General features: G+C 64.7%; 26 protein-coding genes. 11 read left to right on the top strand and 15 right to left on the bottom strand.

Features of this window, described 5'->3' with window-relative positions; translation table 11 throughout:
• Positions 1 to 17: 17 nt before the first annotated feature.
• From glcF to AC0ZZU_RS17715, 5 genes are all read right to left on the bottom strand, one after another.
• Positions 18 to 1235, bottom strand: a complete 1218-nt coding sequence (gene glcF / locus AC0ZZU_RS17735; protein WP_476342444.1) for a glycolate oxidase subunit GlcF — start codon at positions 1233 to 1235, stop codon at positions 18 to 20.
• A gap of 8 nt (positions 1236 to 1243) precedes the next feature.
• On the bottom strand, positions 1244 to 2296 hold the full coding sequence (glcE, locus tag AC0ZZU_RS17730; RefSeq protein ID WP_476342443.1) for a glycolate oxidase subunit GlcE: 1053 nt from the start codon (positions 2294 to 2296) through the stop codon (positions 1244 to 1246).
• Positions 2296 to 3795 carry a glycolate oxidase subunit GlcD gene (gene glcD, locus AC0ZZU_RS17725; RefSeq protein ID WP_476342442.1) on the bottom strand — a complete coding sequence of 500 codons (1500 nt, stop codon included), beginning with the start codon at positions 3793 to 3795 and terminating at the stop codon, positions 2296 to 2298. Before glcD ends, glcE begins: the two co-directional genes overlap by 1 nt.
• 63 nt (positions 3796 to 3858) lie before the next feature.
• Positions 3859 to 4641, bottom strand: coding sequence for a cache domain-containing protein (locus tag AC0ZZU_RS17720; RefSeq protein ID WP_476342441.1), 783 nt, complete (start codon positions 4639 to 4641; stop codon positions 3859 to 3861).
• 85 nt (positions 4642 to 4726) lie between these two features.
• Positions 4727 to 5479, bottom strand: a complete 753-nt coding sequence (locus tag AC0ZZU_RS17715; protein ID WP_476342440.1) for a FadR/GntR family transcriptional regulator — start codon at positions 5477 to 5479, stop codon at positions 4727 to 4729.
• A 250-nt stretch (positions 5480 to 5729) separates the two neighbouring features.
• Between AC0ZZU_RS17715 and AC0ZZU_RS17710 the strand changes: the two genes are divergently transcribed.
• The 5 genes from AC0ZZU_RS17710 to AC0ZZU_RS17690 all read left to right on the top strand — a co-directional run bounded on the left by AC0ZZU_RS17710 (position 5730) and on the right by AC0ZZU_RS17690 (position 11291).
• Entirely contained in the window at positions 5730 to 7154 is a 1425-nt protein-coding gene (locus AC0ZZU_RS17710) for a gamma-aminobutyraldehyde dehydrogenase (protein ID WP_476342439.1), read from the top strand.
• Positions 7155 to 7388: 234 nt separating this feature from the next.
• Positions 7389 to 7994 (top strand): dimethylamine monooxygenase subunit DmmA family protein, encoded by a 606-nt coding sequence (locus tag AC0ZZU_RS17705; protein ID WP_476342438.1) that lies wholly within the window; start codon positions 7389 to 7391, stop codon positions 7992 to 7994.
• On the top strand, positions 7991 to 8959 hold the full coding sequence (locus tag AC0ZZU_RS17700; protein ID WP_476342437.1) for a PDR/VanB family oxidoreductase: 969 nt from the start codon (positions 7991 to 7993) through the stop codon (positions 8957 to 8959). The genes AC0ZZU_RS17705 and AC0ZZU_RS17700 overlap by 4 nt, the downstream gene beginning before the upstream one ends.
• 17 nt (positions 8960 to 8976) lie before the next feature.
• Positions 8977 to 10020 carry a heme-dependent oxidative N-demethylase family protein gene (locus tag AC0ZZU_RS17695; RefSeq protein ID WP_476342436.1) on the top strand — a complete coding sequence of 348 codons (1044 nt, stop codon included), beginning with the start codon at positions 8977 to 8979 and terminating at the stop codon, positions 10018 to 10020.
• A 68-nt stretch (positions 10021 to 10088) separates the two neighbouring features.
• Entirely contained in the window at positions 10089 to 11291 is a 1203-nt protein-coding gene (locus tag AC0ZZU_RS17690) for an MFS transporter (protein WP_476342435.1), read from the top strand.
• Between the two features lie 60 nt (positions 11292 to 11351).
• On the opposite strand, the gene ureG is transcribed toward AC0ZZU_RS17690, so the two are convergent.
• The 8 genes from ureG to AC0ZZU_RS17650 are packed head-to-tail and all read right to left on the bottom strand — an operon-like array spanning position 11352 to position 16927.
• Positions 11352 to 11975, bottom strand: coding sequence for an urease accessory protein UreG (ureG, locus tag AC0ZZU_RS17685; RefSeq protein WP_476342434.1), 624 nt, complete (start codon positions 11973 to 11975; stop codon positions 11352 to 11354).
• 11 nt (positions 11976 to 11986) lie between these two features.
• Positions 11987 to 12661: an urease accessory protein UreF gene (locus AC0ZZU_RS17680; protein WP_476342433.1), complete on the bottom strand. Its 675-nt coding sequence runs from the start codon at positions 12659 to 12661 to the stop codon at positions 11987 to 11989.
• Positions 12661 to 13206, bottom strand: a complete 546-nt coding sequence (locus AC0ZZU_RS17675; RefSeq protein WP_476342432.1) for a HupE/UreJ family protein — start codon at positions 13204 to 13206, stop codon at positions 12661 to 12663. The genes AC0ZZU_RS17680 and AC0ZZU_RS17675 overlap by 1 nt, the downstream gene beginning before the upstream one ends.
• A 24-nt stretch (positions 13207 to 13230) precedes the next feature.
• The gene (gene ureE, locus AC0ZZU_RS17670) at positions 13231 to 13734 is read right to left on the bottom strand and encodes an urease accessory protein UreE (RefSeq protein WP_476342431.1); all 504 of its coding nucleotides are present in this window, start codon (positions 13732 to 13734) and stop codon (positions 13231 to 13233) included.
• A gap of 10 nt (positions 13735 to 13744) precedes the next feature.
• Positions 13745 to 15448 (bottom strand): urease subunit alpha, encoded by a 1704-nt coding sequence (gene ureC / locus AC0ZZU_RS17665; protein ID WP_476342430.1) that lies wholly within the window; start codon positions 15446 to 15448, stop codon positions 13745 to 13747.
• On the bottom strand, positions 15445 to 15762 hold the full coding sequence (locus AC0ZZU_RS17660; protein WP_476342429.1) for an urease subunit beta: 318 nt from the start codon (positions 15760 to 15762) through the stop codon (positions 15445 to 15447). The genes ureC and AC0ZZU_RS17660 overlap by 4 nt, the downstream gene beginning before the upstream one ends.
• An 18-nt stretch (positions 15763 to 15780) precedes the next feature.
• Entirely contained in the window at positions 15781 to 16083 is a 303-nt protein-coding gene (locus tag AC0ZZU_RS17655) for an urease subunit gamma (RefSeq protein WP_158458328.1), read from the bottom strand.
• A 10-nt stretch (positions 16084 to 16093) separates the two neighbouring features.
• Positions 16094 to 16927 carry an urease accessory protein UreD gene (locus tag AC0ZZU_RS17650; protein ID WP_476342428.1) on the bottom strand — a complete coding sequence of 278 codons (834 nt, stop codon included), beginning with the start codon at positions 16925 to 16927 and terminating at the stop codon, positions 16094 to 16096.
• Between the two features lie 234 nt (positions 16928 to 17161).
• Here AC0ZZU_RS17650 and AC0ZZU_RS17645 point away from each other — a divergent pair, with 234 nt between their 5' ends.
• From AC0ZZU_RS17645 to AC0ZZU_RS17630, 4 genes are all read left to right on the top strand, one after another.
• On the top strand, positions 17162 to 17524 hold the full coding sequence (locus AC0ZZU_RS17645; RefSeq protein ID WP_476342426.1) for a glyoxalase superfamily protein: 363 nt from the start codon (positions 17162 to 17164) through the stop codon (positions 17522 to 17524).
• Between the two features lie 140 nt (positions 17525 to 17664).
• Positions 17665 to 18681 (top strand): branched-chain amino acid aminotransferase, encoded by a 1017-nt coding sequence (locus AC0ZZU_RS17640; RefSeq protein WP_476342425.1) that lies wholly within the window; start codon positions 17665 to 17667, stop codon positions 18679 to 18681.
• 187 nt (positions 18682 to 18868) lie between these two features.
• The gene (locus AC0ZZU_RS17635; protein WP_476342423.1) at positions 18869 to 19549 is read left to right on the top strand and encodes a response regulator transcription factor; all 681 of its coding nucleotides are present in this window, start codon (positions 18869 to 18871) and stop codon (positions 19547 to 19549) included.
• Entirely contained in the window at positions 19527 to 20915 is a 1389-nt protein-coding gene (locus AC0ZZU_RS17630) for a sensor histidine kinase (protein ID WP_476342422.1), read from the top strand. The genes AC0ZZU_RS17635 and AC0ZZU_RS17630 overlap by 23 nt, the downstream gene beginning before the upstream one ends.
• A gap of 50 nt (positions 20916 to 20965) precedes the next feature.
• Here the strand turns inward: AC0ZZU_RS17630 and cysS are convergent, their stop codons facing one another.
• Together cysS and AC0ZZU_RS17620 are read right to left on the bottom strand one after the other, a co-directional pair.
• The gene (gene cysS, locus AC0ZZU_RS17625) at positions 20966 to 22348 is read right to left on the bottom strand and encodes a cysteine--tRNA ligase (protein WP_476342421.1); all 1383 of its coding nucleotides are present in this window, start codon (positions 22346 to 22348) and stop codon (positions 20966 to 20968) included.
• A 9-nt stretch (positions 22349 to 22357) separates the two neighbouring features.
• Positions 22358 to 24061: a glutamine--tRNA ligase/YqeY domain fusion protein gene (locus AC0ZZU_RS17620; protein WP_476342419.1), complete on the bottom strand. Its 1704-nt coding sequence runs from the start codon at positions 24059 to 24061 to the stop codon at positions 22358 to 22360.
• A 236-nt stretch (positions 24062 to 24297) separates the two neighbouring features.
• On the opposite strand from AC0ZZU_RS17620, the gene AC0ZZU_RS17615 reads away from it, so the two are divergent.
• Both AC0ZZU_RS17615 and lpxH read left to right on the top strand, forming a co-directional pair.
• Positions 24298 to 24798, top strand: a complete 501-nt coding sequence (locus AC0ZZU_RS17615; RefSeq protein WP_476342418.1) for a peptidylprolyl isomerase — start codon at positions 24298 to 24300, stop codon at positions 24796 to 24798.
• Positions 24795 to 25514, top strand: a complete 720-nt coding sequence (lpxH, locus tag AC0ZZU_RS17610; protein ID WP_476342416.1) for a UDP-2,3-diacylglucosamine diphosphatase — start codon at positions 24795 to 24797, stop codon at positions 25512 to 25514. Before AC0ZZU_RS17615 ends, lpxH begins: the two co-directional genes overlap by 4 nt.
• The last annotated feature ends 35 nt before the right edge of the window (positions 25515 to 25549 follow it).

Here is a 25549-nt window from a genome sequence, read left to right as displayed (position 1 = left end):
AACCTAAGAGTAGCGTGTCAGGCCATGGCCTGATCAACCAGTTCGATCCAATGCCTGACCGGAGTGCGGCCAGCGCTGTCCAGATGGACCTGGCAGCCGATATTGGCGGTGGCGATTACCTGCGGACGGCCGCTCTCAAGGGCGTTGAGCTTGTTGTCACGCAACTGGCGCGACAGCACCGGCTGAGTCAGCGAGTAGGTTCCGGCCGATCCGCAGCACAGGTGGGCATCGGGCACGGCGGTCAGGTGAAAGCCCAGCCGGGCAAGCACCGATTCCACGGCACCCCCCAGCTTTTGTGCGTGCTGCAAGGTACACGGGCAGTGGAAGGCCAGGCTCCGTTCGGCATGCACGCCGAGCTGCTCCAGCGGCGCGTCACGCAGCACTTCCACCAGGTCCCTGGCCAGCTCGCTGACATGCCGGGCCTTGTCCGCATAGCGTGGATCGTGCTCCAGCAGATGGCCATAGTCCTTGATGAACGCGCCGCAACCACTGGCGGTCTGCACGATCGCCTCGGCTCCCGCCTCGATGGCCGGCCACCAGGCATCGATATTGTGCCGGGCACGGTCCAGCCCCGCTTCCTGGGCATTGAGATGGTAGTCCACCGCCCCGCAGCAGCCGGCCTGCCGCACCGGCTCGACGCTGACCTGGAGGCGATCGAGCACCCGCGCCGCGGCAGCGTTGGTATTGGGCGACAGCCCCGGTTGCACGCAGCCTTCGAGCATCAGCACGCGCCGCGCATGGCGCAGCGCCGGGCGCACGCCGGCCGGATCCACCTGGCGCGGCAGCTTGGCCTTGAAGAACCCTGGCAGGACGGGTCTCAACAGGCTGCCAGTGTCGACCAGCGCCTTGAACAGCCCGGCATGCGGGACTACCGCCCTCACCCCAGCGCGCAGCATCCGATCGCCCAGCGAGCGCGGAACCTGTTGCTCGACAACCTCGCGGCCGATGTCCAGCAGATTGTGGTACTGCACCCCTGAGGGACAGGTGGTTTCGCAGTTGCGGCACGTCAGGCAGCGATCGAGGTGCTCGAGCGTGCTGGCGGTGGGCGTGTGGCCCTCCATGACCTGCTTCATCAAGTAGATACGTCCACGCGGGCCGTCGAGCTCGTCGCCCAGCAACTGGTAGGTAGGGCATGTGGCGTTGCAGAAACCGCAGTGCACGCAGCTGCGCAAGATGGCTTCGGCTTCCTCGCCGCGCGGCAGCGCGCGGGCCTGTTCACTCAGATGGGTTTGCATGGTCGGCCTCAGAGGTCTGCGTACATACGCCCGGGGTTCAAGATGCCCTGCGGGTCCATTTGCGCCTTGAGCTGGCGGTGGTAGCGCAGCAGCAGCGTGGGCAGCGGGTGAAAGGGGCTGTCGCCCCCGGCAAGGCACGTTGCATGGCCGCCTGCGCGGCTGGCCAGGGCACGGATCGGCTCGGCCTCGGCGTCACTCTTGAGCCAACGCTGGGCACCGCCCCAGTCGATAAGCTGCGCGCCGGGCAGGTCCAGGGATGGCGTGGCCTGTGGCAGGCTCAGTCGCCAGAGCGGCCTGGGGTCGTCGAAAAAGGCCAGGCGCTGCTCGCGCAAGGCCTCCCAGAAACCCGGTTCGACGGTCTCGCAGCCAAGCCGCTCACGGGCAGCCGCGACCGAGCCTTCCCCGCCCTCGAGACGCAGGTGCAGGGCCCGGCCGTCATGGCAGGCTGCGGTCAGCGGCAGCGGTTGCTGGCCCCATTCGGCGAGCCGGCGCAGGGCCTCGCTGGCGTCGACGGCCAGGCGCAGATTGGCCACCGCACGCGGCTTGGGCAGCACCTTGAGCGACACCTCGGTGATCACGCCCAGGCAGCCAAAGCTGCCCGCCATCAGCCGCGAGAGGTCATAACCGGCGACATTCTTCATCACCTCGCCACCAAAGCGCAGGTGCTTGCCATGACCGGTGATCAGCCGCGTGCCGAGCACGTAGTCGCGCACCGAACCGGCCCAAGGGCGCCGCGGCCCGGACAACCCCGCCGCGACCATGCCACCCACGGTGGCGCCCGGCCCCAGGTGCGGTGCCTCACAAGGCAGGCACTGACCCTGGGCGTCCAGCGCCTGCTCCAGTTCCAGCAGCGGTGTGCCCGCGCGTACGGTCACGACCAGCTCGGTGGGGTCGTAGCTGACAATACCCTGATGAAGCCGGGTGTCCAGGGTTTCGCCGCTCACCGCCCGGCCAAGCCCGGCCTTGCTGTCGCTGCCCTGGATACGCAAGGGGCGTCCTGCCGCCAGGGCATCCTGGACCTGTTCCAGCAACGACGCGCTGGCATCACATGCGCTGCTCATCAAAAACGCTCCAGTTCGGGAAATGGCAGCTTGCCCAGATGCACGTGCATGGCGCCGAACTCGGCGCAGCGGTGCAAGGTGGGGATATTCTTGCCGGGGTTGAGCAGCCCGCCTGGATCAAATGCCGCCTTGACCCCATGGAACAGGGTGATCTCATCGGCGCTGAACTGCGCGCACATCTGGTTGATCTTCTCGCGGCCTACCCCATGCTCGCCGGTGATGCTGCCGCCGACCGCCACGCACAGCTCCAGTATCTTCCCGCCCAGCGCCTCGGCGCGCTCCAGCTCGCCGGGCTGGTTGGCATCGAAGAGGATGAGCGGGTGCATGTTGCCGTCCCCTGCATGAAACACGTTGGCCACGCGCAGGCCGTATTCGCTGGCGAGTTCGGAGATGCCATGCAGCACGCCCGGGAGCTCGCGCCGTGGAATGGTGCCGTCCATGCAGTAGTAATCCGGAGACAGACGCCCCACGGCCGGAAACGCATTCTTGCGCCCCGCCCAGAACCGCACGCGCTCGGCCTCATCGCGGGCCAGCCGTACCTCGGTGGCACCCGCGCGCTCGAGCACCTGGCCCACACGCACGCAGTCTTCGTGCACATCGGCTTCAACGCCATCGAGCTCGCACAACAGGATCGCCTCGGCGTCGACCGGGTAACCCGCGTGGATAAAGTCCTCGGCGGCGCGAATCGCCAGGTTGTCCATCATTTCCAGGCCCCCTGGGATGATGCCTGCGGCAATGATATCGGCCACCGCGGCGCCGGCTTTTTCCACCGAATCGAACGCCGCCAGCAGCACCTTGGCCACCTGGGGCTTGGGCAGGAGCTTGACTGTCACCTCGGTGATCACGCCCAGCATGCCCTCGGAGCCAGTGAACAGCGCCAGCAGGTCGAAGCCCGGGCTGTCGAGCGCGTCCGCGCCCAAGGTCAGCGGCTCGCCTTCGACGGTGAGGATGTCGACCTTGAGCAGGTTGTGCACGGTCAGGCCGTATTTCAGGCAGTGCACGCCGCCTGCGTTCTCGGCCACGTTGCCGCCGATCGAGCAGGCGATCTGCGAGGACGGGTCGGGGGCGTAGTACAGGTCGAAAGGCGCGGCGGCCTGGGAGATGGCAAGGTTGCGCACACCAGGCTGCACACGGGCGTAGCGCCCCGCGGGGTTGACCTCGAGAATCCGGTTGAAGCGCGCCATCACCAGCAACAGGCCCTGCTCCAGCGGCAGCGCGCCGCCCGAGAGGCCGGTTCCCGCACCGCGCGCCACCACGGGCACGTGTTTCTCGTGGCACAGCCTGAGCAGCGCCTGCACCTGCTCGATGCGCTGGGGCAGCGCCACCAGCAGGGGCGTGGTGCGGTAGGCCGACAGGCCGTCGCATTCGTAGGGCCGCAGGTCCTCCTCACGGTGCAGGATGTCGAGGTCGGGGAGGCGTTCATGCAGCGCCGCAAGGAGCTCGGCCTTGTTCACTTCTGGCAGTGCGCCATCGACGCGTTCGTCGTAGAGGATGTTCATGGCAGGCTCTGGGGTCTTGTTGTTATCGGTGGGCGTGTCCTCTGAGTGTAGCGGTAACGGTTTTCACCGGGTGCAGCTTGGGCCAGCGATCGGCTGCGTCAATCCGGGCCGCATTACAGGCAGACGCACCAGTGACCACCCTGCCTCGGACTGCGCCAGCGCAAGGCGCACACCATCCTGAGGCACCGTGTCGAGCAGTTCGACGGCCAGGTCGCCCACCATCCAGTTGGCGGTGTTGGAGGCGATCACGCGGCCATCGGCGGACAACAGCACAGCCTCATGCTCCAGGCGCATCAGACTGCGCACCAGCAGGCGTTCGACGTTGTGCAACGACAGATCCAGCCCGGCCACGCCGATGAAGCGCCCCTGAACCATGATCGGAATCGTGAAGGTCAGCACGTACATGTTGGTGCCGTAGAGGTCCACGTACGGGCCTTCCACCACTGGCTTGCCGCTGTCACGCGGGCGGCTGTACCAGGGCATGGCGGTGTAGTCGTAGTAGTTCTCGCGGCGCCGGTCGAAGTTGGGGCGCAGCGGCAGGGTCTTGCCGGCGTCGGCCAGGTACCACCATTCCAGGTGCATCTCCCGGTCCGCCAGACACCCCGGCTCGAGAATCACCCCGCCACCACAGCCAAACGCTCCCGTGGCCAGCAGTTGCCGGTCGATGGCCGGGCGCAGCGTGGCAAGGTCCTTGGCGCCTGGCTGGCGGCCTTCGGAGAGGACACGCTCCCAGAGCGCCTGGGTTTCATCCACCAGCTGGCGCACCTGGCTGAAAATCGTCTCCAGGGTAGTGTCGAGCTGTCGGGCGCACACCGCCAGCGGGTCGTTATCGCTCAGGGCAAACATGGCATTACCTCACGCAGATTCGGCTTTCTTCTTATGTAGAGCGGTAGAGCACGCAAATACCTCGCCAGCCTGGCGTGCGTCGGCTTCAAGCCTCGTCTGTTTCCGCCAGCAACTCCAGGCGCAGGCTGATCAGGCGCTTGATGCCCCGGCTGACATGAGCCTCGGCCAGTGCGCCGGCCAGCACTGCGTCACCCCCGACCAGTGCCTGCAAGATCGCCCGGTGCTCCTGCTCGACCACCTCCACATCGCCGCCACCGGCAGCCTCCAGCCACAAGAGCTCACCGACCTCTGACTGCAGGCGCATTTCGGCATGGGTCAGGCGCAGGGACTGGGCGGCAGCCGCCACTTCGATGTGAAAGCGCGCATCGGCGCGATGACGGGCCAGGCGCGTGCCCGCCTGGTGCAGCGTCTCGATATGCTGGGCAATGCGCGACTGCTGCTCGCCCGTGCTGCGCTTGGCAGCCAGCCGCGCGGCGGTTCCGGAGATGGCGGTCTGCTCGTCGCCCAGGTCGCGCAGGTCCGGCCCGCTCATGTCGCGCAGGCGTTGCAGCAGATGTGCCTCGGGCAACTCGACGGGCGCACACACGAAGCTGCCGCCATTCCGTCCGCGCCGGGTCTCGATCAATCCGCGCTGGCGCAGCACCACCAACGCCTCGCGCAAGGTGACCGTGGCCACGCCGAGCTGAAGCGCCAGCTCCGATTCGCTGGGCAACTGCTGGCCCTCGGCAAACAGACCGAGCTCGATGGCTTCCACCAGCCTGCGTGCCACTTCATCGGTCCGCCCTTCCTGGCGCAGCCGAATGAAAGCAGTATTACGAGCAGTGTTCAGGGCATTCATTGCCTCTCCTAATCGAGCGGTGCAAGGCTTGGCTGACGGGCCTCGGGTAAAAGGTTGGTTTCGCATCTTATAGCTAACCGACCGCCGTGCGATACCGCTGAAACGCAGCTTCAAGCCGATGAATGCAACAGTTGGCAATACTCAAGGTTTAAGATATGGTTTTATAGGTTTACTGATTTCTTACAGGCAAGCGTTCCCCTTTGCCTGCGCAAGCGACTTTCCAACTACAAGACCGACCAAGGAATACGCCATGCAAACCAAACTTCTGATCGACGGCCAATTGGTCGAAGGCCAAGGCAACCCCTATGCCGTCTACAACCCCTCCGAGGGGTCGGTACTGGTGAACATCGCCGAGGCCAGCAGCGCCCAGGTCGATGCCGCAGTCCAGGCCGCCGACCGCGCATTCGAGGGCTGGTCGCAGACGCCGCCCAAGGAGCGCGCGCTGTTGCTCCTCAAGCTGGCCGACCGTATCGAAGCCGAGGCGCAGACCCTCGCCCGCCTCGAGTCGCAGAACTGTGGCAAGCCCTTCCAGGCCGCGCTCAACGACGAAATCCCCGCGATCGCCGATGTGTTCCGTTATTTCGCGGGCGCCAGCCGCTGCCTGTCGGGCTCTGCGGGCGGCGAGTACCTGCCGGGGCATACCTCGATGATCCGCCGCGACCCGCTCGGCGTGGTCGCCTCCATTGCCCCGTGGAACTACCCGCTGATGATGGTCGCCTGGAAGATCGCCCCAGCGCTCGCGGCCGGTAACTGCGTGGTGCTCAAGCCCTCCGAGCAGACCCCGCTGACCGCACTGGAGCTGGGCCGCATCATCGCCGACCTGTTCCCGGCCGGCGTGGTCAATATCCTGTTCGGCCGCGGCCCGACCGTGGGCGAGCCCCTGGTCAATCATCCCAAGGTGCGCCTCGTGTCCCTGACGGGCTCGATTGCCACCGGGGCGCGCATCATCTCCAGCACCGCCGCCAGTGTGAAACGAACCCACATGGAACTGGGCGGCAAGGCCCCGGTACTGATCTTCGACGATGCCGACATCGACGCCGCTGTCGAAGGGATCCGCGCCTTCGGCTTCTACAATGCCGGGCAGGACTGCACCGCCGCGTGCCGCCTGTATGTGCAGCAAGGCGTCTACGACCGTTTTGTCAGCAAGCTTGGCGAGGCCGTGGCCAGCCTGCGCCATGGCCTGCAGGACGATCCGCAGACCGAGCTCGGCCCACTGATCACCCGCGAGCACCTGGAGCGCGTCGAAGGCTTTGTCGAGCGCGCCAAGGCCCAGCCGCACATTCGCGTGGTCACCGGCGGCAAGCGTGTCGAAGGTCCGGGCTTCTTCTTCGAACCGACCGTGCTGGCCGACGCCCGCCAGGATGACGAGATTGTCCAGCGCGAAGTCTTCGGTCCGGTCGTGAGCGTTACTCCCTTCACCGACGAAGCACAGGCCCTGGCATTCGCCAACGACTCTGAATATGGCCTCGCCTCCTCCGTGTGGACGCGCGACGTCGGGCGTGCGAACCGCCTGGCGGCGCGACTGCAATACGGCTGCACCTGGGTGAACACCCACTTCATGCTGGTCAGCGAAATGCCTCATGGCGGCATGAAGCAGTCGGGCTATGGCAAGGACATGTCCATGTACGGCCTGGAAGACTACACCTGCGTGCGCCACGTGATGTTCAAGCACTGATTCTGCCCCGCGGCGCACCTCACCAGTGCGCCGCGCACTGACCCAGTGCCCTCCCTGAAGTGATGACCCCCTGAAACACCTGAAACAACGCCCTGTTTCAGCGTTCGGTATAAAACATATAAAACCATAGGCAATATGGCATGGGATCTGCTTTGTTCCTTGCATGAGTCTTGAACCAGCCGACTTTGTTACCGCCGGGCACATCCGGGGTAACGGCTTACGAGGTGTGTCACCATGCTAATCACCGGCATCAAGAGCCGCCCGGTCTACGACCAGCTGCACCCCATGACAGGCGGCCTGCGTCACCTGGTTGCGGGCCAGGGCAGTGGCGGCGCCGCCATGCTGCGACTGATCGCGGACATGTCGCCTTCCCAGCGCCAGCGCAGCACCCTGCTCTATTCCACTGAGTCCTTCTCTGGCCACGACCACCTGCACGCACTGCAGACCGTCGAGGCCGCTGGCCTTGAGGTGTTTCCCAGCAACCAGGCCCTGATCGATGCCCTGCACCTGCACCTGGGCGCCGCCCACATGGGCACCCGGCTGTACCTGAGTGGCTCGGAAAGCTTTATCGGTACCGCCATGCAAGCGGCCAATGCGGTAGACCTGAACCGTGATGAAGTGTTGCGCGAACACAGTGGCACCCTCGTACGCCGAGTGTGGTGCGCGCACTGCGACACCTACACCGAGAACGTCACCCACCGTGTGTTCACCTGCCCCGGCTGCCAGCTCAGCCTGGTGGTGCGTGACCACTACTCGCGTCGCCTGGCCGCCTTCCAGGGCATCAAGGCCGACGGCGAAGTCCCGGGCGAAATGCCAGCTGCCGAGGAGCTCGACACATGAATACCCATAACGGCACCTTGAGCGTGCGCGTGGCCCGCATCGAGTCGCTGACCCCGGAGATAAAGCGTTTCACCCTGGTCGACCCGGAAGGCAAGCACTTGCCCGCGTTTTCAGGCGGCAGCCACGTGGTGGTCGTCCTGGAAGCGGGCGACAAGACCCACCGCAACGCCTACTCGCTGATGAGCTCGCCCTACGACTCCAGCGCCTACCAGATCGCTGTGCGCCGGGTGTGCGAAGGACGCGGCGGCTCGCGTCACCTGCACGACCAGGTGGTGGAAGGCGACCTGCTGCAGATCCTGCAGCCCGCAAACCTCTTCCCGCTGGCCAAGCACGCCCGCCAGCACCTGTTCATTGCCGGGGGCGTAGGCATCACGCCGGTCTACTCGCAACTCGAAGAGCTGCAGATCAAGCAGGCGGCCTTCGAGCTGCACCTGGCCGTGCGCGGTCCGGAGCACACGGCGCTGGGCCTGGAACTCAAGGCGCGCTTCGGCGAGCGGGTGCACCTTTATGTGCAGGGCCACGGCCCGCGCCTGGAGATCCGTGATGTGCTGGCGTCGCGCCCCTTGGGCAGCCACGTGTATGTGTGCGGCCCGGACAGCATGATCGACGACACCCTCGACAGCGCCCACGCCTTGGGCTGGACAGACAGCCACATCCATTACGAGCGCTTTGTCGAGCAAGGCTCAAGCGGCCAGCCGTTCAGCGTCACCCTGGCGCGCCAGGGCGTGACGATCGAGGTGCCGGCCGAGCAGTCGCTGCTCGAAGCCGCCGAACAGGCCGGGTACAAGGTGCCCTACCTGTGCCGCGGTGGCGCGTGTGGCTACTGCGAGACCGAAGTGCTAGAGGTCGAGGGCGAACTCGACCACCGCGATGACTGGCTCAGCGAGGAAGACAAACTGAGCCGCCGCAAATTCATGCCTTGCGTATCCCGCGCCAACTGCAGCCGCCTGGTCGTAGACCTCTGAGACAGGACAATAAAAAGATGACCGTTTTCAAGCCGATCGAAACCTACGCCGATGTTGGCGGGCACACCTACTCCAACAGCCGCGACGCAGTGCTGCGCCTGCCGTTCCCATACCCCGAAGACCAGTACATGTACTCGATGAACGTCGAGCCGCATGTGCCCTTTGGCACCGGTGCGCTGCGCGCGCAGTTCGACATCGACGAGCATTACATCTCCGAGTGTCATCACCGGGCGCAGACGCTCGATGGCCAGCCCGGCGTGCACTATGCCGCACTGCCGCACATGATGGAGGCGCAGTGGGACCTGCTCGAACTGCTCATGGAATCGTACTCGCGCGATTTTCCCGAGCATTTCACCCTGGAAAAAAAGGGCAGCCAGTGGCACTGGATCAACCGCCCGCTGCAGATCGACCAGACCTTCACGTTCGGTGACGCCAGCACCCTGCCGATGGACCCGATGGAGTACATCACCCGACAGGCGCAAGGCGAGTTCATCCTGCTCGAAGAGCGCGACGAGACCCTGGTGATGGGCGCGGGCATGGCCACCCAGCGCGCGGACTATTCGCTGCGCTTCAACCTTGGCATGAGCTTCATGGAGTTTCACGGCCCGGTGCCCAAGCTTCATGAAATGGGCATCCTGCAGCGTGCGCTGAAGTTCCTGCTGCGCCTGCGCCCAGGCCACCCGGTGCGCCGTACCAACTGGTCGATCACCGTCAATCCGCGCCTTGAGACCTCGGCCGAGACCCTGCCTGACTGGGCGCCGGACCGCACGGTGGTCACCGCCGAAAACGTCGGCCAGCTGGTCAACCTCCGCGTCGAGCTGCAACCCCTGCACCGCCTGCCGCGCAGCAACGCCGTGCTGTTCCCGGTGCGCACCTACCTGGTCAGCCTCGAGCAATTGGCCGAGTTCGCCCCGCAGTGGGCCAAGCGCATGCACCGGGTAATCCGCGACCTTGACCAGGAGCTGGTGGACTACAAGGGCTTCACCCGCTATCGCGATGCCATGGTTGCCTGGCTCTCGCAATATGACGACGGCACTCCGGTCGACGAGAGCCGGCAGTAACGCTTCCACAGGCGCGCCCGCTCGGCGCGCCGCCACCCATCGATGTGCTTGCCATCCAGGGATCACCCATGAAAACAATACGAAATTTCCTGCCTGAGAGCTGGAGTCTGGTGTTCTCCGCCGCAGCATCTGCCTACGGCGTCGGCCTGTTGGGCCTGTGGGCCTTGCCCTTTCTGATCAGCGCGATCATTCATGATCTTGCGCTCAATGAGGCCCAGGCCGGGATCCTGATGTCCGCCGAATTCGGTTTCACCATGCTCGCCTCGTTGGTGATCGCCCCGTTCATGGGGCGTGCGCCACGCAGGACGCTTGCGCTCGGCGGCACCCTGCTGGCCATCGTGGCCAACATTGCGAGCGCCAACATAGGGGATATCTACGCCCTGGCCGCCGTACGCTGCCTGGCCGGACTCGGTGCAGGCCTGGCGCTGGCCTGCGGTAACGCCGCGGTGTCGAGTGCCCGGCATCCGGACCGCATTGCAGGGCACATGAACGTGCTGTCGGTGCTGCTGATGATCGTGGTCATGCTCGGCTACGCCAAGGTCATGGCGCTGTATGGCCTGCCGGGGCTGTACTACGCCATGGCCGCGACCATGGCAGTGATGCTGCTGGCCATCCCCATGCTCGCGCAACGCGCACCTGTCGCCGAGGCCGTCCCTTCCACTGCGCGCAAGAGCGGTACGGGCAACGTGCTGCTGAGCCTGCCGGCCATCTGCATGATGCTCGCGATGTTCGTCTTCCAGGCCCGTGACACCATGGGCTGGGCGTTTGTCGAGCGCATTGGCACCTTGGTTGGCTACACCGGTGACGAGCTTGGCGTGCTGCTCTCGGTGCAGTCGGTGGTGGGTTTGATCGGCCCGTTGATCGCCGCGATGATCGGCAAGCGCTTCGGCATGAGCACCCCGGTGATCCTGGCGATCCTGCTGACCGGTGGGACCAGCCTCAGCTACGTGCTCGGGGAACATTCCAAGACCTTGTATACCGCCGGAGTGATGACCATTTGCGTCACCTACTTCTACGCGCTGAGCTACCTCACTGGCCTGGCTGCGGAGCTCGACCGCGAAGGCCGCGTCGTTGCGGCGGCCAGCAGCTTCCTGAGCCTGGGGCTGGCGGTGGGGCCGGCGATCTCTGGCGGGTTGATCTCGCTGGGCGGGTTCAGTCTTGCGGCCTGGGGGATTGGCGTGACCGTGGTGTTGACCTTGCTGCTGGTGATCGTGCCGTTGGCCAGTGTTCGACGGGAGTCGGTGGGGTTATCGCCGGTGATGGCGTTGTAACGCTCGCGCGCGCCGTTCCGGGACGACGCAACGCCGTTCCGGGACGACACAGCCGGGCCATCACCCCCGCGCGCGCAACATTCCACGCTCGATGATGAAATCGATCACCGCCTGCAACCCTTGTCCCGTCTTCAGGTTGGTAAACGCCCAGGGCCGCTCAGGGCGCATCCGGTGGGTGTCCTTTTCCATGACTTCCAGCGATGCGCCGACATAGGGCGCCAGGTCGATCTTGTTGATCACCAGGAAATCCGACTTGGTAATGCCCGGCCCACCCTTGCGCGGGATCTTCTCGCCTTCGGCCACGTCGATCACGTACACCGTCAGGTCGGCGAGCTCAGGGCTGAAGGTGGCGCTGAGGTTGTCTCCTCCGCTCTCGACAAAGATGACTTCCAGGTTGCCGAACTTGCGCGCCAGGTCCTCGACCGCCGCGAGGTTCATCGAGGCATCCTCGCGAATGGCGGTGTGCGGGCAGCCGCCTGTCTCGACACCGACAATGCGCTCGGGCGCCAGGGCGCCGGCTTCGGTGAGGATGCGCTGGTCTTCCTTGGTGTAGATGTCGTTGGTCACCACGGCAATTTCATAGTGGTCGCGCATGGCCTTGCACAGGGCTTCGAGCAACGCGGTCTTGCCGGAGCCGACAGGGCCGCCGACACCGACGCGCAGGGGTTGTTGGTAGCTTTGCATGGGGGCAATCCTCAAGAACGGAACAATCGGGTGTATTGGGTTTCGTGTCGCGCCGAGGCGATGGCCAGCAGCGGCAGGCTGCCGCCAAGCTGGTCGTCGCCCAGTGCCAGTGCCTGGTCGAGCACCTCGGGCAGCGCTTGGCTGAGGTCACGCAGCAGGGTCTGGGCAGCCTGCTGGCCAAAGGGCACAAGCTTGACCCCGGCCATGACCGCGCCTTCGAGCCAGGCGAAGCCATGGCCCAGAGAGAGGTCGCGCAGGGGCACGTTCCAGTGCGCACCCAACCAGGCCATGCCGGCAAGCTGGCTCTGCGCGAGACTGTCGCGCCAGGCAGGATCCTGTGACAGTTGCCAGCCATCGAGCAGGCGCGCCAGGGCGCTGCCGCGCTGGCGCTCTTCAAGGCGCAGCTCGGCGGTTTCACGGTTGGCCAGCAAGAATCGCGTCCAGTAGGCGAAGGCCTGGGCATCATCGCCCTGGCAGGCGCGGTACAGCCGTGCCAGTACAGGCCAGTCGAGGCAACCCAGGGTGTCGTGCAACTGCTCGCGCTGCCAGGCGCAAAAGCCGGCGGTGTCAGCCACCCACCCCGCCTCCACGGCCCATTCCAGGCCCTGCGAGTAGGTGAAGCCGCCCACCGGCAAGCCGGGGCTGGCCAGCTGCAGCACGCGCAACAGCGCCAGGTCGGCCTGCATCAGCCTGCCAGGACCAGCGCCGCGCCCGCCAGCAGGCCGCCACCAAAGGCTTGCTGCAAGCGAGCATGACGACGCAGCAGAACGCCCGCGCCGAAGCCTGCCGCCAGCAACAGGCCGCTGACCGCCACAAAGCCTGCGCTGAACAGCCAGAACGCGCCGGGACTGGCTTCCACGCCATGGGCCCAACCATGGAACAGCGCGAACAGCGGCATGGCCAGGGCAAGCCACAGCTGACGGCCAGGCACCAGCAAGGCGGCGGCCGCCACCAGCAGCGAGCCAATGATCATCTGTTCCATGCCGATCACGCCGCCGAACAGGTGCCCTAGCACGGCCCCGCCGAACATCGCGCCCAGGGTCATCAGCGGCAAGGTCAAGGTGCGGCCGGTCAGCGCAGCGAGCACGCCGGTGCCCAGCAACATGAGCAGGTGGTCGAGGCCGGTAAGTGGGTGCAGCAGACCGTCCTGCAGCGGATGCGTGTCATGGCCGGGATGGGCGAAGGCAGGGACGGCGACCAGCAGGAGGATCAGGGCGAGGGACTTTTTCATGGCAGGTTCTTCTTCGGGTGGAGATCAGGAGTGAGCGTGGCCAGGGAGTCGCACGAAGGGGTGATCCTGGGCGTGATCATGGCTGTGACCGTGACCGTGTGGTGCACTCTGGTAGGCCCCGGCCTCGGGCTCGAACGGCGCCTGCTCGGTCTCGACTGCGAGACCCAGCCCGCGCAGCATGTCGTCCAGCACATGGTCGTGCTGGTAGCGCAGCAGGCCGGACTCGATCTGCAGCGGCACGTGCCGGTTCCCCAGGTGGTAGGCGGCGCGGGCCAGCAGCAGCGGGTCGGCGCAGCGTACGGTGGATACCGCTTCGTTTGCTGCGAGCACGCGGATCACGTGTACGCCCTGCTCGTCGCCGAGCAGTTCGCCGCCACGCAACAGGTGGCCACGCTCAAGCATCAGGCCAGCATCGCGGCCATCGTCTAGCTGTACGCGCAGGCGGCTCTTGATGCGCGCATCCACGCTCAGCGTGACGCTGCCGGTGGTCGCGGCACCCTCGGTGACACGACGGGTCAGAACAATCATGTAGCCTCCATCAGAACAGGAAATAACGCTGGGCCAGCGGCAACTGGGTAGCCGGTTCGCAGACCAGCAACTCGCCATCGGCGCGCACCTGGTAGGTTTGCGAGTCGACTTCGATCACCGGTTGCAGACTGTTGTGCACCATGTCTGCCTTGCGCACCTGGCGACAGCCCTTGGCCACGCCGATCAGACTGCGCAGGCCGAGCTCCGTGGCAAGCCCACGGTCCATCGCAGCCTGGGACAGGAAGGTCATGCGCGTGGCATGGCGGGCCGCGCCAAGGCTGCCGAACATGGGCCGGTAGTGGACCGGTTGGGGAGTCGGGATCGAGCCGTTGACGTCGCCCATGGGCGCCGTGGCAATCATCCCGCCCTTGATCACCAGCGCCGGTTTCACCGCGAAGAAGGCCGGTGCCCAGAGCACCAGGTCCGCCAGCTTGCCTACCTCGATCGAGCCCACTTCATGCGCGATGCCATGGGTCAGCGCCGGGTTGAGGGTGTACTTGGCGATGTAGCGCTTGACCCGGAAGTTGTCGCTGTAGTCGCTGTCGGGCTTCAACGGCCCTCGGCGCAGTTTCATCTGGTGGGCGACCTGCCAGGTGCGCAACACCACTTCGCCGACGCGGCCCATGGCCTGGGAGTCGGACGAAGTCATGGAGAACGCCCCCATGTCGTGCAGGATGTCTTCGGCGGCGATGGTCTCACGGCGGATGCGCGACTCGGCGAACGCCACGTCCTCGGGAATGCTGGGGTCCAGGTGGTGGCAGACCATGAGCATGTCCAGGTGCTCGTCGACGGTGTTGACCGTGTAGGGCAACGTCGGGTTGGTCGAGGACGGCAGCACATTGGCCTGACCTGCTGCGCGGATGATGTCCGGCGCATGGCCGCCACCCGCACCTTCGGTATGGAACGTATGGATCGTGCGGTCACCAATGGCCGCCAGCGTATCTTCGATGCAACCGGACTCGTTGAGCGTGTCGGTGTGGATCGCCACCTGCACATCCATTTCCTCGGCCACGCTCAGGCAGCAGTCGATGGCCGCCGGGGTGGAGCCCCAGTCTTCGTGCAGCTTCATGCCCACGGCACCAGCGTCGATCTGTTCGCGCAGGGCTTCAGGACGCGAGGCGTTGCCCTTGCCCAGCAGGCCGATGTTGATCGGCAGGCTGTCCGCGGCCTGGAGCATGCGCGCCAGGTACCAAGGGCCCGGTGTGCAGGTCGTGGCGTTGGTGCCGGTGGCCGGGCCCGTGCCGCCGCCGATGAACGTGGTGATGCCGCTGGTCAGCGCCTCTTCCACCTGCTGTGGGCAGATGAAGTGGATGTGCGAGTCGACTCCGCCTGCGGTGACGATCTTGCCTTCGGCGGCGATGACTTCGGTGCCCGGCCCCACTGGCACGGTCACGCCCGGCTGCACATCAGGATTGCCAGCCTTGCCGATCGCGGCGATGCGCCCGGCCTTTATGCCGATGTCCGCCTTGACGATCCCCCAGTGGTCGATGATCAAGGCGTTGGTCAACACCAGGTCCATGCACTCGGCCGAGCGCATCTGGCCCTGTCCCATGCCGTCGCGGATCACCTTGCCGCCGCCGAACTTGACCTCCTCGCCGTAGACCGTGAAGTCCTTTTCCACTTCCACCCAGAGGGCTGTGTCGGCCAGACGCACACGGTCGCCGACCGTGGGCCCGAACATGTCGGCGTAGGCTCGACGCGACAGCCGGCTCATGCCTGCTCCTCCAGCGATCCCATCACCTTGCCCTGGAAGCCGTAGACCTCTCGTTTGCCTGCATAGGCCACCAACTGCACGGTGCGAGCCTGGCCGGGCTCGAAGCGCACTGCGGTGCCGGCGGGAATGTCCAACCGGTAACCACGGGCCGCGCCGCGGTCGAACACCAGCGCGTCGTTGACCTCGAAAAAGTGATAGTGCGAGCCGACCTGCACCGGTCGGTCGCCATGGTTGGCCACGCTGACGCTGGCGGTCGGGCGACCAGCGTTGAGTTCAATGTCGCCGGCGGCGACCTGGATTTCTCCTGGGATCATGCTGCGCTCCTGCGGCTGTCAGACGATGGGGTCATGCACGGTCACGAGTTTCGTGCCGTCGGGAAATGTGGCTTCGACCTGGACGTCGTGGATCATCTCGGGGACCCCCTCCATCACTTGCTCTCGAGTGAGTACGTCGCGCCCCAGGCTCATCAGCTCGGCCACGGTACGGCCATCGCGCGCGCCCTCCAGCACCGCGGCGCTGATCAACGCCACGGCTTCGGGATAGTTGAGCTTCACGCCACGGTCGCGGCGACGCTCGGCCAGCAAGGCTGCGGTGAACAGCAGCAGCTTGTCTTTCTCTCTAGGGGTCAGCTCCATCGTGCCTCTCTCAGGTAGCCCAGATACGCGGCGGGCATGGTGCCAGGCCGATCACGGCCGGACGCAGCACATGCCACAGGCGTTGCAGGGTGTGTTGCAGATGTTGGTTGTCGTGGTCGAGCAGGCGGATCACCAGCAACTGCCCTAGCAATGTGGCGCCAGCGGGTGTCGTCACGTCTTCTAGTTCGGCGCGCACCATGTCCAGCGTCGTGCCGTCGGCGGGTCCGGCGCAGAAAGTGGCCAGCAGCGGGTGGCCGGCAAGCTTGTTCAGGTTCCCGCCCTCGATGCGCAGGCGCTCATGCAGGCCGGGGTCGCCGGGCATGTCGATGATCAGCCGGCTGTCCAGCGTGCCGTGGCTGAACGTCTCGTTCATCACCGGACGGCCCAGGCACAGGGTTTCCCAGGCCAGCAGGCGCGCACCGGGCTCCAGGGTGAAGCGGCTCTGCAGCGCGGCGCGGGCACCCGCGAAGAAGATGCTGTCCTGTGGCAGCCACTCCAGGGTGCTGTCCTGCTCCAGGTGGAAATGCTGTGCAAGGTGGGAGGTCGGCCCGGCACTGCGGTAGAACTTGCTGGCACCCGGCATCGTCAGCAACGCATGGCTGCCCTCCTCCAGATGGATATCCAGGGCCAGACGATCGCCGCCCACAATGCCTCCTGGCGGGTGAAGTACGTAGACATGGCAGGGCGCGCCCTCTGGATAAAAGGGTCGCTGCACCAAAAGAGGTCCGAAGTGCGCGCGCGCACCAATACGGGTCTCCCGCTCGCGGCGCACGAAGCGCAGCTTGAGCTCCGCGCTCCAGCCTGACTGCGCATCCTGTTGCGTGATGGTTTCCGGCAGCGACATGCCTTAAAGTCCCGGTAAACACGGCGCACTGGGCGCCATGGTTGAACAACCTGCATGCGCTCGAGAACGCATGCCTGACCAATCGATCAGCAATCGACAGTCAGGCGTTTGCAGGTTGCGGGCCAACTCGGCAAGCGCCCTGTTGCGAGGCATTCACCGCCGTTGAGCGGGTGCGCGAACGCACCGTTGCGGAGCGCTTGCCACCTCACTTGTTACTTCAAAGGATTTGAAAACATGCAATTAGCCCCTGCCATCCCGGTGCTGCGTATCTTCTGCGTCGACAAAGCCAAGGCGTTCTACCTGGAATTCCTTGGTTTCACGCTGGACTGGGAACATCGTTTTGCCGAAGACCTTCCTCTCTATGTACAGATCCACCGGGACGGTTTGATCCTGCACCTGAGCGAGCATCATGGCGATGCCACCCCAGGCTCCACGGTCTTCGCGCGGGTTGAAGACCTGGTGGCGTTCGAGCAGGAACTGCTTGCCAAGCGCTATACCTATTCCCGTCCCCAGGCACAGCGGGTGGACTGGGGGTTGCAGATGGAGATCGCCGATCCGTTCGGGAATCGGTTGCGGTTCTGTGAGCAGCAAGAGTAAGGGCAGACCCGGTTTCGAGAGCACCGGGGTCCAATTCGTTACTGGCCGTTTCCGATCGGTGGCGGATGTATTATCGTGGCGGGGTGCGCAAATAATGGCGGCCTGAGCGATCAGGTATCAGCAAGACAATCGAGGGTGTCATGAGTAACGAGATCAACTGGGACAAACTGGGCTTCGACTACATCAAGACTGACAAGCGCTACCTGTCCTACTGGCGCAATGGCGAGTGGGACCAGGGCACCCTGACCGAAGACAACCAGCTGCACATCAGTGAGGGCTCGACTGCCTTGCACTATGGCCAGCAATGCTTCGAGGGTCTCAAGGCCTATCGCTGCAAGGACGGCTCGATCAACCTGTTCCGCCCGGACCAGAACGCCGCGCGCATGCAGCGCAGCTGCGCCCGCCTGCTGATGCCCCATGTGTCCACCGAGGCATTCATCGAAGCGTGCAAACAGGTCGTCAAGGCCAACGAGCGTTTCGTCCCGCCGCACGGCAAGGGTGCCCTCTACCTGCGCCCGTTCGTCATCGGCGTCGGTGACAACATTGGCGTGCGCACTGCACCCGAGTTCATCTTCTCGATCTTCGCCATCCCGGTCGGCTCGTACTTCAAGGGCGGCATGAAGCCGCACAACTTCCAGATCTCCAGCTTCGACCGCGCTGCCCCGCAAGGCACCGGTGCCGCCAAGGTCGGTGGCAACTATGCCGCCAGCCTGCAACCAGGCGCCGAAGCGAAGAAAGCCAACTTCGCCGATGCGATCTACCTCGACCCGCTGACCCACACCAAGATCGAAGAGGTCGGCTCGGCCAACTTCTTCGGTATCACGGCCGACAACAAGTTCATCACGCCGAAGTCCGCTTCGGTACTGCCAGGGATCACCCGCCTGTCGTTGATGGAGCTGGCGCAATCGCGTCTGGGCCTGACCGTGGTCGAAGGCGACGTACTGATCGACAAGCTCGACCAGTTCAAGGAAGCCGGCGCCTGCGGTACCGCTGCAGTGATCACCCCGATCGGGGGCATCGAATTCGACGGCAAGCTGCATGTGTTCTACAGCGAAAGCGAGGTCGGGCCGGTGACCCAGAAGCTCTATACCGAGCTGACTGGCATTCAGAGCGGTGATGTCGAAGCGCCGGCTGGGTGGATCGTCAAGGTCGACTAGATTCATTCGAGCGCCAATCGCGGCGGTCCGACGCCCCGACAAGCCCGCTCCTACGGACCTGTAGGAGTGGGCTTGTCGGGGTGCCGAACCGCCGCGATGCTTTTGACACCCACATGAATTTTTCTTAAACCGGGCGCGGTCTATTCTTTGGCACAATCAGACCTCTACTCGCTGCCCAGGTATTAGCATGCCCCGCGTACTGACCATCGAAGACGACGCCGTCACCGCCCAGGAAATCGTTGCCGAGCTCACCAGCCACGGCCTGGAAGTGGACTGGGCCGACAACGGCCGCGAGGGCCTGGCCAAGGCCATTGCCGGTGGCTTCGACCTGATCACCCTGGACCGCATGCTCCCGGAGGTCGATGGCCTGACCATCGTCACTACCCTGCGTACCCTTAAAATCACCACGCCGATCCTGATGATCAGCGCGCTCTCCGATGTCGATGAGCGGGTGCGCGGCCTGCGCGCCGGTGGCGACGACTACCTGACCAAACCGTTCGCTTCCGACGAGATGGCCGCGCGCGTCGAGGTGTTGTTGCGGCGCAACAGCGTACCGACCACCCAGACCCGCCTGCAGGTCGCCGACCTCGAGCTCGACCTGATCAGCCACGAGGCGCGTCGCGGCGCGCAGACACTCAACCTGCTGCCCACCGAGTACAAGCTGCTGGAATTCCTCATGCGTCACGCCGGGCAGGTCATCACGCGGATGATGATCTTCGAGGAAGTCTGGGGTTATCACTTCGACCCGGGCACCAACCTGATCGACGTGCACATCGGCCGCTTGCGCAAGAAGATCGACGCCCCCGGCCAGACGGCACTGATTCGCACGGTGCGGGGCTCGGGCTATGCCATTGCTGAACCCGTCTAAGGGCTGGAGCTCGTCGACCAGCCGCCTGCTGGCCCTGTACAGCTTCCTGTTCGTGGCCTGGAGCAGCATCCTGATGGGCGTGCTGTATTTCGAGGTGTCAAGCTACCTCAACAAGCTCACACGGCATTCGATGCTGCAGCGCCAGCACCTGTTCGCGCACATGAGCGGCAAGCAGCTGGATGATGCGCTGATCGCCAGCCAGGCATTCGAGGACCGCAGCTTCGACGCCTACGGGCTGTTCGATGCCCAGCTCAATCCGATCGGTGGCCGTATCCGGCAGATACCAACGGAGCTGCGACTGGACGGCCAGGTACATGAGCTCAAGCGCTGCCTGGACGCCGACGATCCTCACCTGCCGCGCGATAGCTGCGACGCCGTGGCGATAAAGGCCAATGATGGCCGTTGGCTGGTGCTGGTGCGTGACAACGGCTCGTTGTTCGTGGTCACGCGGATCATCCTGCATGCCCTGCTCTGGGGCCTCTCGCTGACTATCATCCCCGGTGTCGCAGGCTGGTACCTGTTGCGCATGCGCCCGCTCAAGCGCATCCGTGCGGTGCAGGCCAGCGCCGAGCTGATCGTTGCCGGGGATCTTACCCGGCGCCTGCCACTGTCTGCCCGGCGTGACGAGCTGGACATGCTGGCCGCGATCGTCAATGTCATGCTCGACCGCATCGAGCGCCTGATGCACGAGGTCAAGGGCGTGTGTGACAACATTGCCCACGACCTGCGCACCCCGCTCACCCGCTTGCGCGCCCAGCTGTATCGGATTCGCCAGCAAGGTGGTGACGACGGGCCCCAGGCCGAGGCGCTGGAGCAAGCCATCGGAGAGACCGACACATTGATGGCGCGTTTTCGTGGGCTGCTGCGTATCAGCGAACTCGAAGACCGCCAACGCCGGGCAGGATTCGTCGACCTCGACCCGCATGCGCTGCTCACCGAACTGCATGACTTCTATCTGCCCCTGGCCGAAGACGGTCAAATCCGCCTGGAGCTTGAGCAGCCGACGCAGTTGCCAGCGCTGCATGGCGATCGTGAGTTGTTGTTCGAGGCATTGGCCAACCTGCTCGGCAATGCGATCAAGTTCACGCCAGAGGGGGGTGTGGTGCGCTTGCGTGCCAGCCAGGATGCGTCAGGCGTACACATCGCCGTGGAGGACAGCGGGCCGGGTATTCCCGAGCAAGAGCGCGAGGCGGTGCTGAAGCGCTTTTATCGTAGCGAGGAAGGCCACCGGCATGCGGGGTTCGGGCTGGGATTGTCGATCGTAGCGGCGATCGTGGATCTGCACGGATTCAAGCTCGAAGTGGGGAACAGCGAACTGGGTGGGGCGGGGTTGGTGCTGCATTGTCCGATCGGGAGTGCCAAGTAGGCCCCATCACGGCGGGTGAAACAAACCCGCCGTGATGAGGTGGGCGCCGGTCAGTCGGCCAGGCGCCAGGTAGTCCCGCCCTTGCTGTCTTCGAGCACCACGCCCATGGCCGTGAGCTGATCACGAATCCGGTCGGACTCGCCCCAGTTCTTCGCCGCGCGGGCATCCAGGCGCGCCTGGATCAAGGCTTCGACCTCGGCCGCATCGACCTTGCCTTCGGCACCGGCGCGCAGGAAGTCATCGGCATCGAGCTGCAATACGCCCAGCACGTCCGCCAATTCGCGCAGCCGCGCGGCAAGCCCTGCGGCGGCCTCTGGCTCACTCTCGCGCAGGCGGTTGATCTCGCGGACCAGGTCGAACAGCACGGCGCAGGCTTCGGGGGTGCCGAAGTCGTCGTTCATGGCGACCTTGAAGCGCTCAACGTAAGCCTCGCCACCCTGCGCAGCCACGCGCGGCAAGCCGCGCAGCGCATGATAGAAACGCTCGAGGGCGCCCTTGGCGTCGCGCAGGCTGTCCTCGGAGTAGTTGATCGCGCTGCGGTAGTGGCTGGCCACCAGCAGGTAGCGGACCACCTCGGGGTGATACTTGTCGAGCACGTCGCGGATGGTGAAGAAGTTGTTCAAGGACTTGGACATCTTCTCGCCGTTGATGCGGATCATGCCGCAGTGCATCCACGCATTGGCGTACGGCTTGCCGGTGGCGGCCTCGCTCTGGGCGATCTCGTTCTCGTGGTGCGGGAACTCAAGGTCACTGCCACCGCCATGGATGTCGAAGCTCTCGCCCAGGCAGCAGGTCGACATCACCGAGCACTCGATGTGCCAGCCAGGACGGCCCGCGCCCCACGGCGACTCCCAGCTCGGCTCGCCGGGCTTGGCGGCTTTCCAGAGGACGAAGTCGAGCGGATCCTGCTTGGCCTCGTCGACCTCGATGCGCGCACCGATGCGCAGGTCTTCGATCTTGCGCCGTGACAGCTTGCCGTAGCCGACGAACTTGCCGACGCGGTAATACACGTCGCCATTCCCCGGCGCGTAGGCGTAACCCTTGTCGATCAGCGTCTGGATCATCGCGTGCATGCCGGCGATGTGGTCGGTGGCGCGAGGCTCCTGGTCCGGCGGCAGGATGTTCAGGCGCCGCTCATCCTCGTGCATGGCATCGATCATGCGCGCGGTGAGGGCATCGAACGCCTCGCCGTTGTCGTTGGCACGATTGATGATCTTGTCGTCGATGTCGGTGATGTTGCGTACGTACGTGAGGTCGTAGCCGCTGAAACGCAACCAGCGGGTGACCAGGTCGAAGGCCACCATGCTGCGGCCGTGGCCCAGGTGGCAGTAGTCGTACACGGTCATGCCGCAGACGTACATGCGCACCTTGTTGCCTTCAAGCGGCTTGAAGACTTCCTTGGCCTTGCTCAGAGTGTTGTAGATGGTAAGCACGAAAATTCCTTAGCTGCCCCACGAGTCGCGCAGGGTCACTGTGCGGTTGAACACCGGGCGACCCGGCTGGGTGTCCTTCAGGTCGGCGCAGAAATAGCCCTCGCGCTCGAACTGGAAACGGTCTTCAGGCTGGGCATTGCCCAACGAAGGCTCGGCACGGCACCCGGTGAGCACCTGCAGCGAATCCGGGTTGATGTTGTCCAGGAAGCTGCCGCCCTCCTCGGTCTTCTCGGGGTTGGCCGAGCGGAACAGGCGGTCGTACAGGCGCACTTCGCACTCGACGCTGTCCTGGGCTGGCACCCAGTGGATCACGCCCTTGACCTTGCGACCCTCGGGGTTCTTGCCCAGGGTGTCGGGGTCGAACGAGCAGCGCAGCTCGACGATGTTGCCGTCGGCGTCCTTGATGGCCTCGTCGGCACGGATCACGTAGCTGCCACGCAAGCGTACTTCACCGGCCGGCTCCAGGCGCTTGTAGCCCTTTGGCGGCTCTTCCATGAAGTCGTCGCGATCGATGTAGATCTCGCGGGCGAAGGGCAATACACGTACGCCCATGTCTTCCTTGGGGTGGCGCGGCAGTTCGAGCTGCTCGACCTGGCCTTCGGGATAGTTGGTGATGACCACCTTGAGCGGGCGCAATACACACATGGCACGCGGCGCGGTGCGGTCGAGGTCGTCACGGATGCTGAACTCGAGCATGCCCATGTCGACCACACCGTCGGAACGGTTGGTGCCGATCATCTCGCAGAAGTTGCGGATCGAGGCCGGGGTGTAGCCGCGGCGGCGGAAGCCCGACAGGGTTGACATGCGCGGATCGTCCCAGGCATGCACGTGCTGCTCGTCGACCAGCTGCTTGAGCTTGCGCTTGCTGGTGATGGTGTAGTTCAGGTTGAGGCGGCTGAACTCGTACTGGCGCGGCTTGGCCGGCACCGGCAGGTTGTCGAGGAACCATTCGTACAGTGGGCGATGGCCCTCGAACTCCAGAGTGCAGATCGAGTGGGTGATGCCTTCGATGGCATCCGACTGACCATGGGTGAAGTCGTAGTTGGGGTAGATGCACCATGCATCACCCGTCTGGTGGTGATGGGCATGGCGGATGCGGTAGAGAATCGGGTCGCGCAGGTTCATGTTCGGCGAGGCCATGTCGATCCTCGCGCGCAACACACGCTCGCCGTCCTTGAATTCGCCTGCCTTCATGCGGGCGAACAGGTCGAGGTTGTCTTCGACGCTGCGTTCGCGGAACGGGCTGTCCTTGCCTGGCTCGGTCAGGCTGCCGCGGTACTGGCGGGCCTGCTCTGGGGTCAGGTCGCAGACATAGGCCTTGCCGGCCTTGATCAGCTCGACCGCCCAGTCGTGCAGCTGGCCGAAGTATTCGGAGGCATAGCGCACCGGGCCCGTCCATTCGAAGCCCAGCCACTTGACGTCGCTCTGGATGGCGTCGATGTATTCCTGGTCTTCCTTGGCCGGGTTGGTGTCATCGAAGCGCAGGTGGCAGGCACCGCCGAACTCCTTGGCCAGGCCGAAGTTCACGCAGATCGACTTGGCATGGCCGATGTGCAGGTAACCGTTGGGCTCAGGCGGGAAACGGGTGACGATACTGCTGTGCTTGCCCGCGTCCAGGTCGGCCTGCACGATCGGGCGCAGGAAGTTCGCAGGGACGGCTGGGGCGCCTTTGGCAGGGGCGTTGGGAGCGGTGTCGGCGGTGGGCTTGCTCATAGGATCCTTGAATACCGGTACACGGCCTGGGTAGGCCGACTGAATCAAAGCGCTTATCATAGCCGAACCAGTCAAGCTGCCGACACCTCGACGCCGACAAACTGGCGCGTTTTATTGCCGCCTGTGCAAAATATCGGTCGCGTGCGTTGTGTCGTTACTGCCCGGCTGTGCGTCAGGTGGTTGTAGGCAACGTTTTGCACACCTTTTCCAAATGCCTTGAAAGAGCGAATTTCAGCATGTCCAAAGTCAAATTGAGCACCAACCACGGCGTGATCGTCCTGCAACTGGACGCCGAAAAAGCCCCCAAGACCGTCGAGAACTTCGTTCAGTACGTCAAGGAAGGCCACTTCGACAACACCGTGTTCCACCGTGTGATCAAGGGCTTCATGATCCAGGGCGGCGGTTTCGAGCCTGGCATGAGCCAGAAGAAAACCCGCGCCAGCATCCAGAACGAAGCTGACAACGGCCTGAAGAACACCAAGTACAGCGTCGCCATGGCCCGCACCATGGAGCCGCATTCGGCCTCGGCGCAGTTCTTCATCAACGCCTCGGACAACGACTTCCTCAACCACAGCGGCAAGAACGTGCAGGGTTGGGGCTACGCCGTGTTTGGCGCGGTGACCGAAGGCCGTGAAGTGGTCGACGCCATCGAAGCCGTGCGCACTGGCTCCAAGGCCGGCCACCAGGACGTCCCGAGCGAGGACGTGATCATCGAGAAAGCAGAGATCATTGAGTGATTCTGCTGATCTCTGATCTGCACTTGCAAGAAGAGCGCCCGGATATCACCCGGGCGTTTCTTGATCTGCTCGGCGGGCGTGCGCAGCATGCCCGTGCGCTGTACATCCTCGGCGATTTTTTCGAGGCCTGGATCGGCGATGACGCCATGTCGCCCTTCCAGCAACAGATCTGCCAGGCCCTGCGCTGCCTTAGCGACAAGGGCACGGCGGTCTACCTGATGCATGGCAACCGCGATTTCATGATCGGCAAGGCCTTTTGCAAGGCGGCCGGTTGCACCTTGCTGGCCGACCCGAGCGTGGTCGAGCTGGGCGGCGAACAGGTATTGCTGATGCATGGCGACAGCCTGTGCACCCGCGACCTGGCCTACATGAAGCTACGCCGTTACCTGCGTAATCCGCTGACGCTATGGATTCTTCGGCATCTGCCCCGGGGCAGCCGCCAGAAGCTCGCGCGCAAGCTGCGCAGTGAAAGCCGCGCGCAAACGCGGATGAAGGCGACCGATATCGTTGACGTAACCCCCGAGGAAATTCCCCGGGTGATGCGCGAACATGGCGTGCGCACCCTCGTGCACGGCCATACCCATCGTCCGGCGATACACAAGCTGATGGTCGATGACCAGCCCGCCCGGCGCATCGTGCTGGGGGACTGGGACCGGGAAGGCTGGGCGTTGCAGGTGGATGAGCATGGCTTCCAGCTGGCGCCGTTTGCTTTCTGAATCACCCACCCCGTTCCTGCATGAAACGGGGGTGG

It is taken from the genome of Pseudomonas sp. JE3303, assembly GCF_056312565.1.
This window is presented reverse-complemented; position numbering and strand designations above follow the sequence as displayed.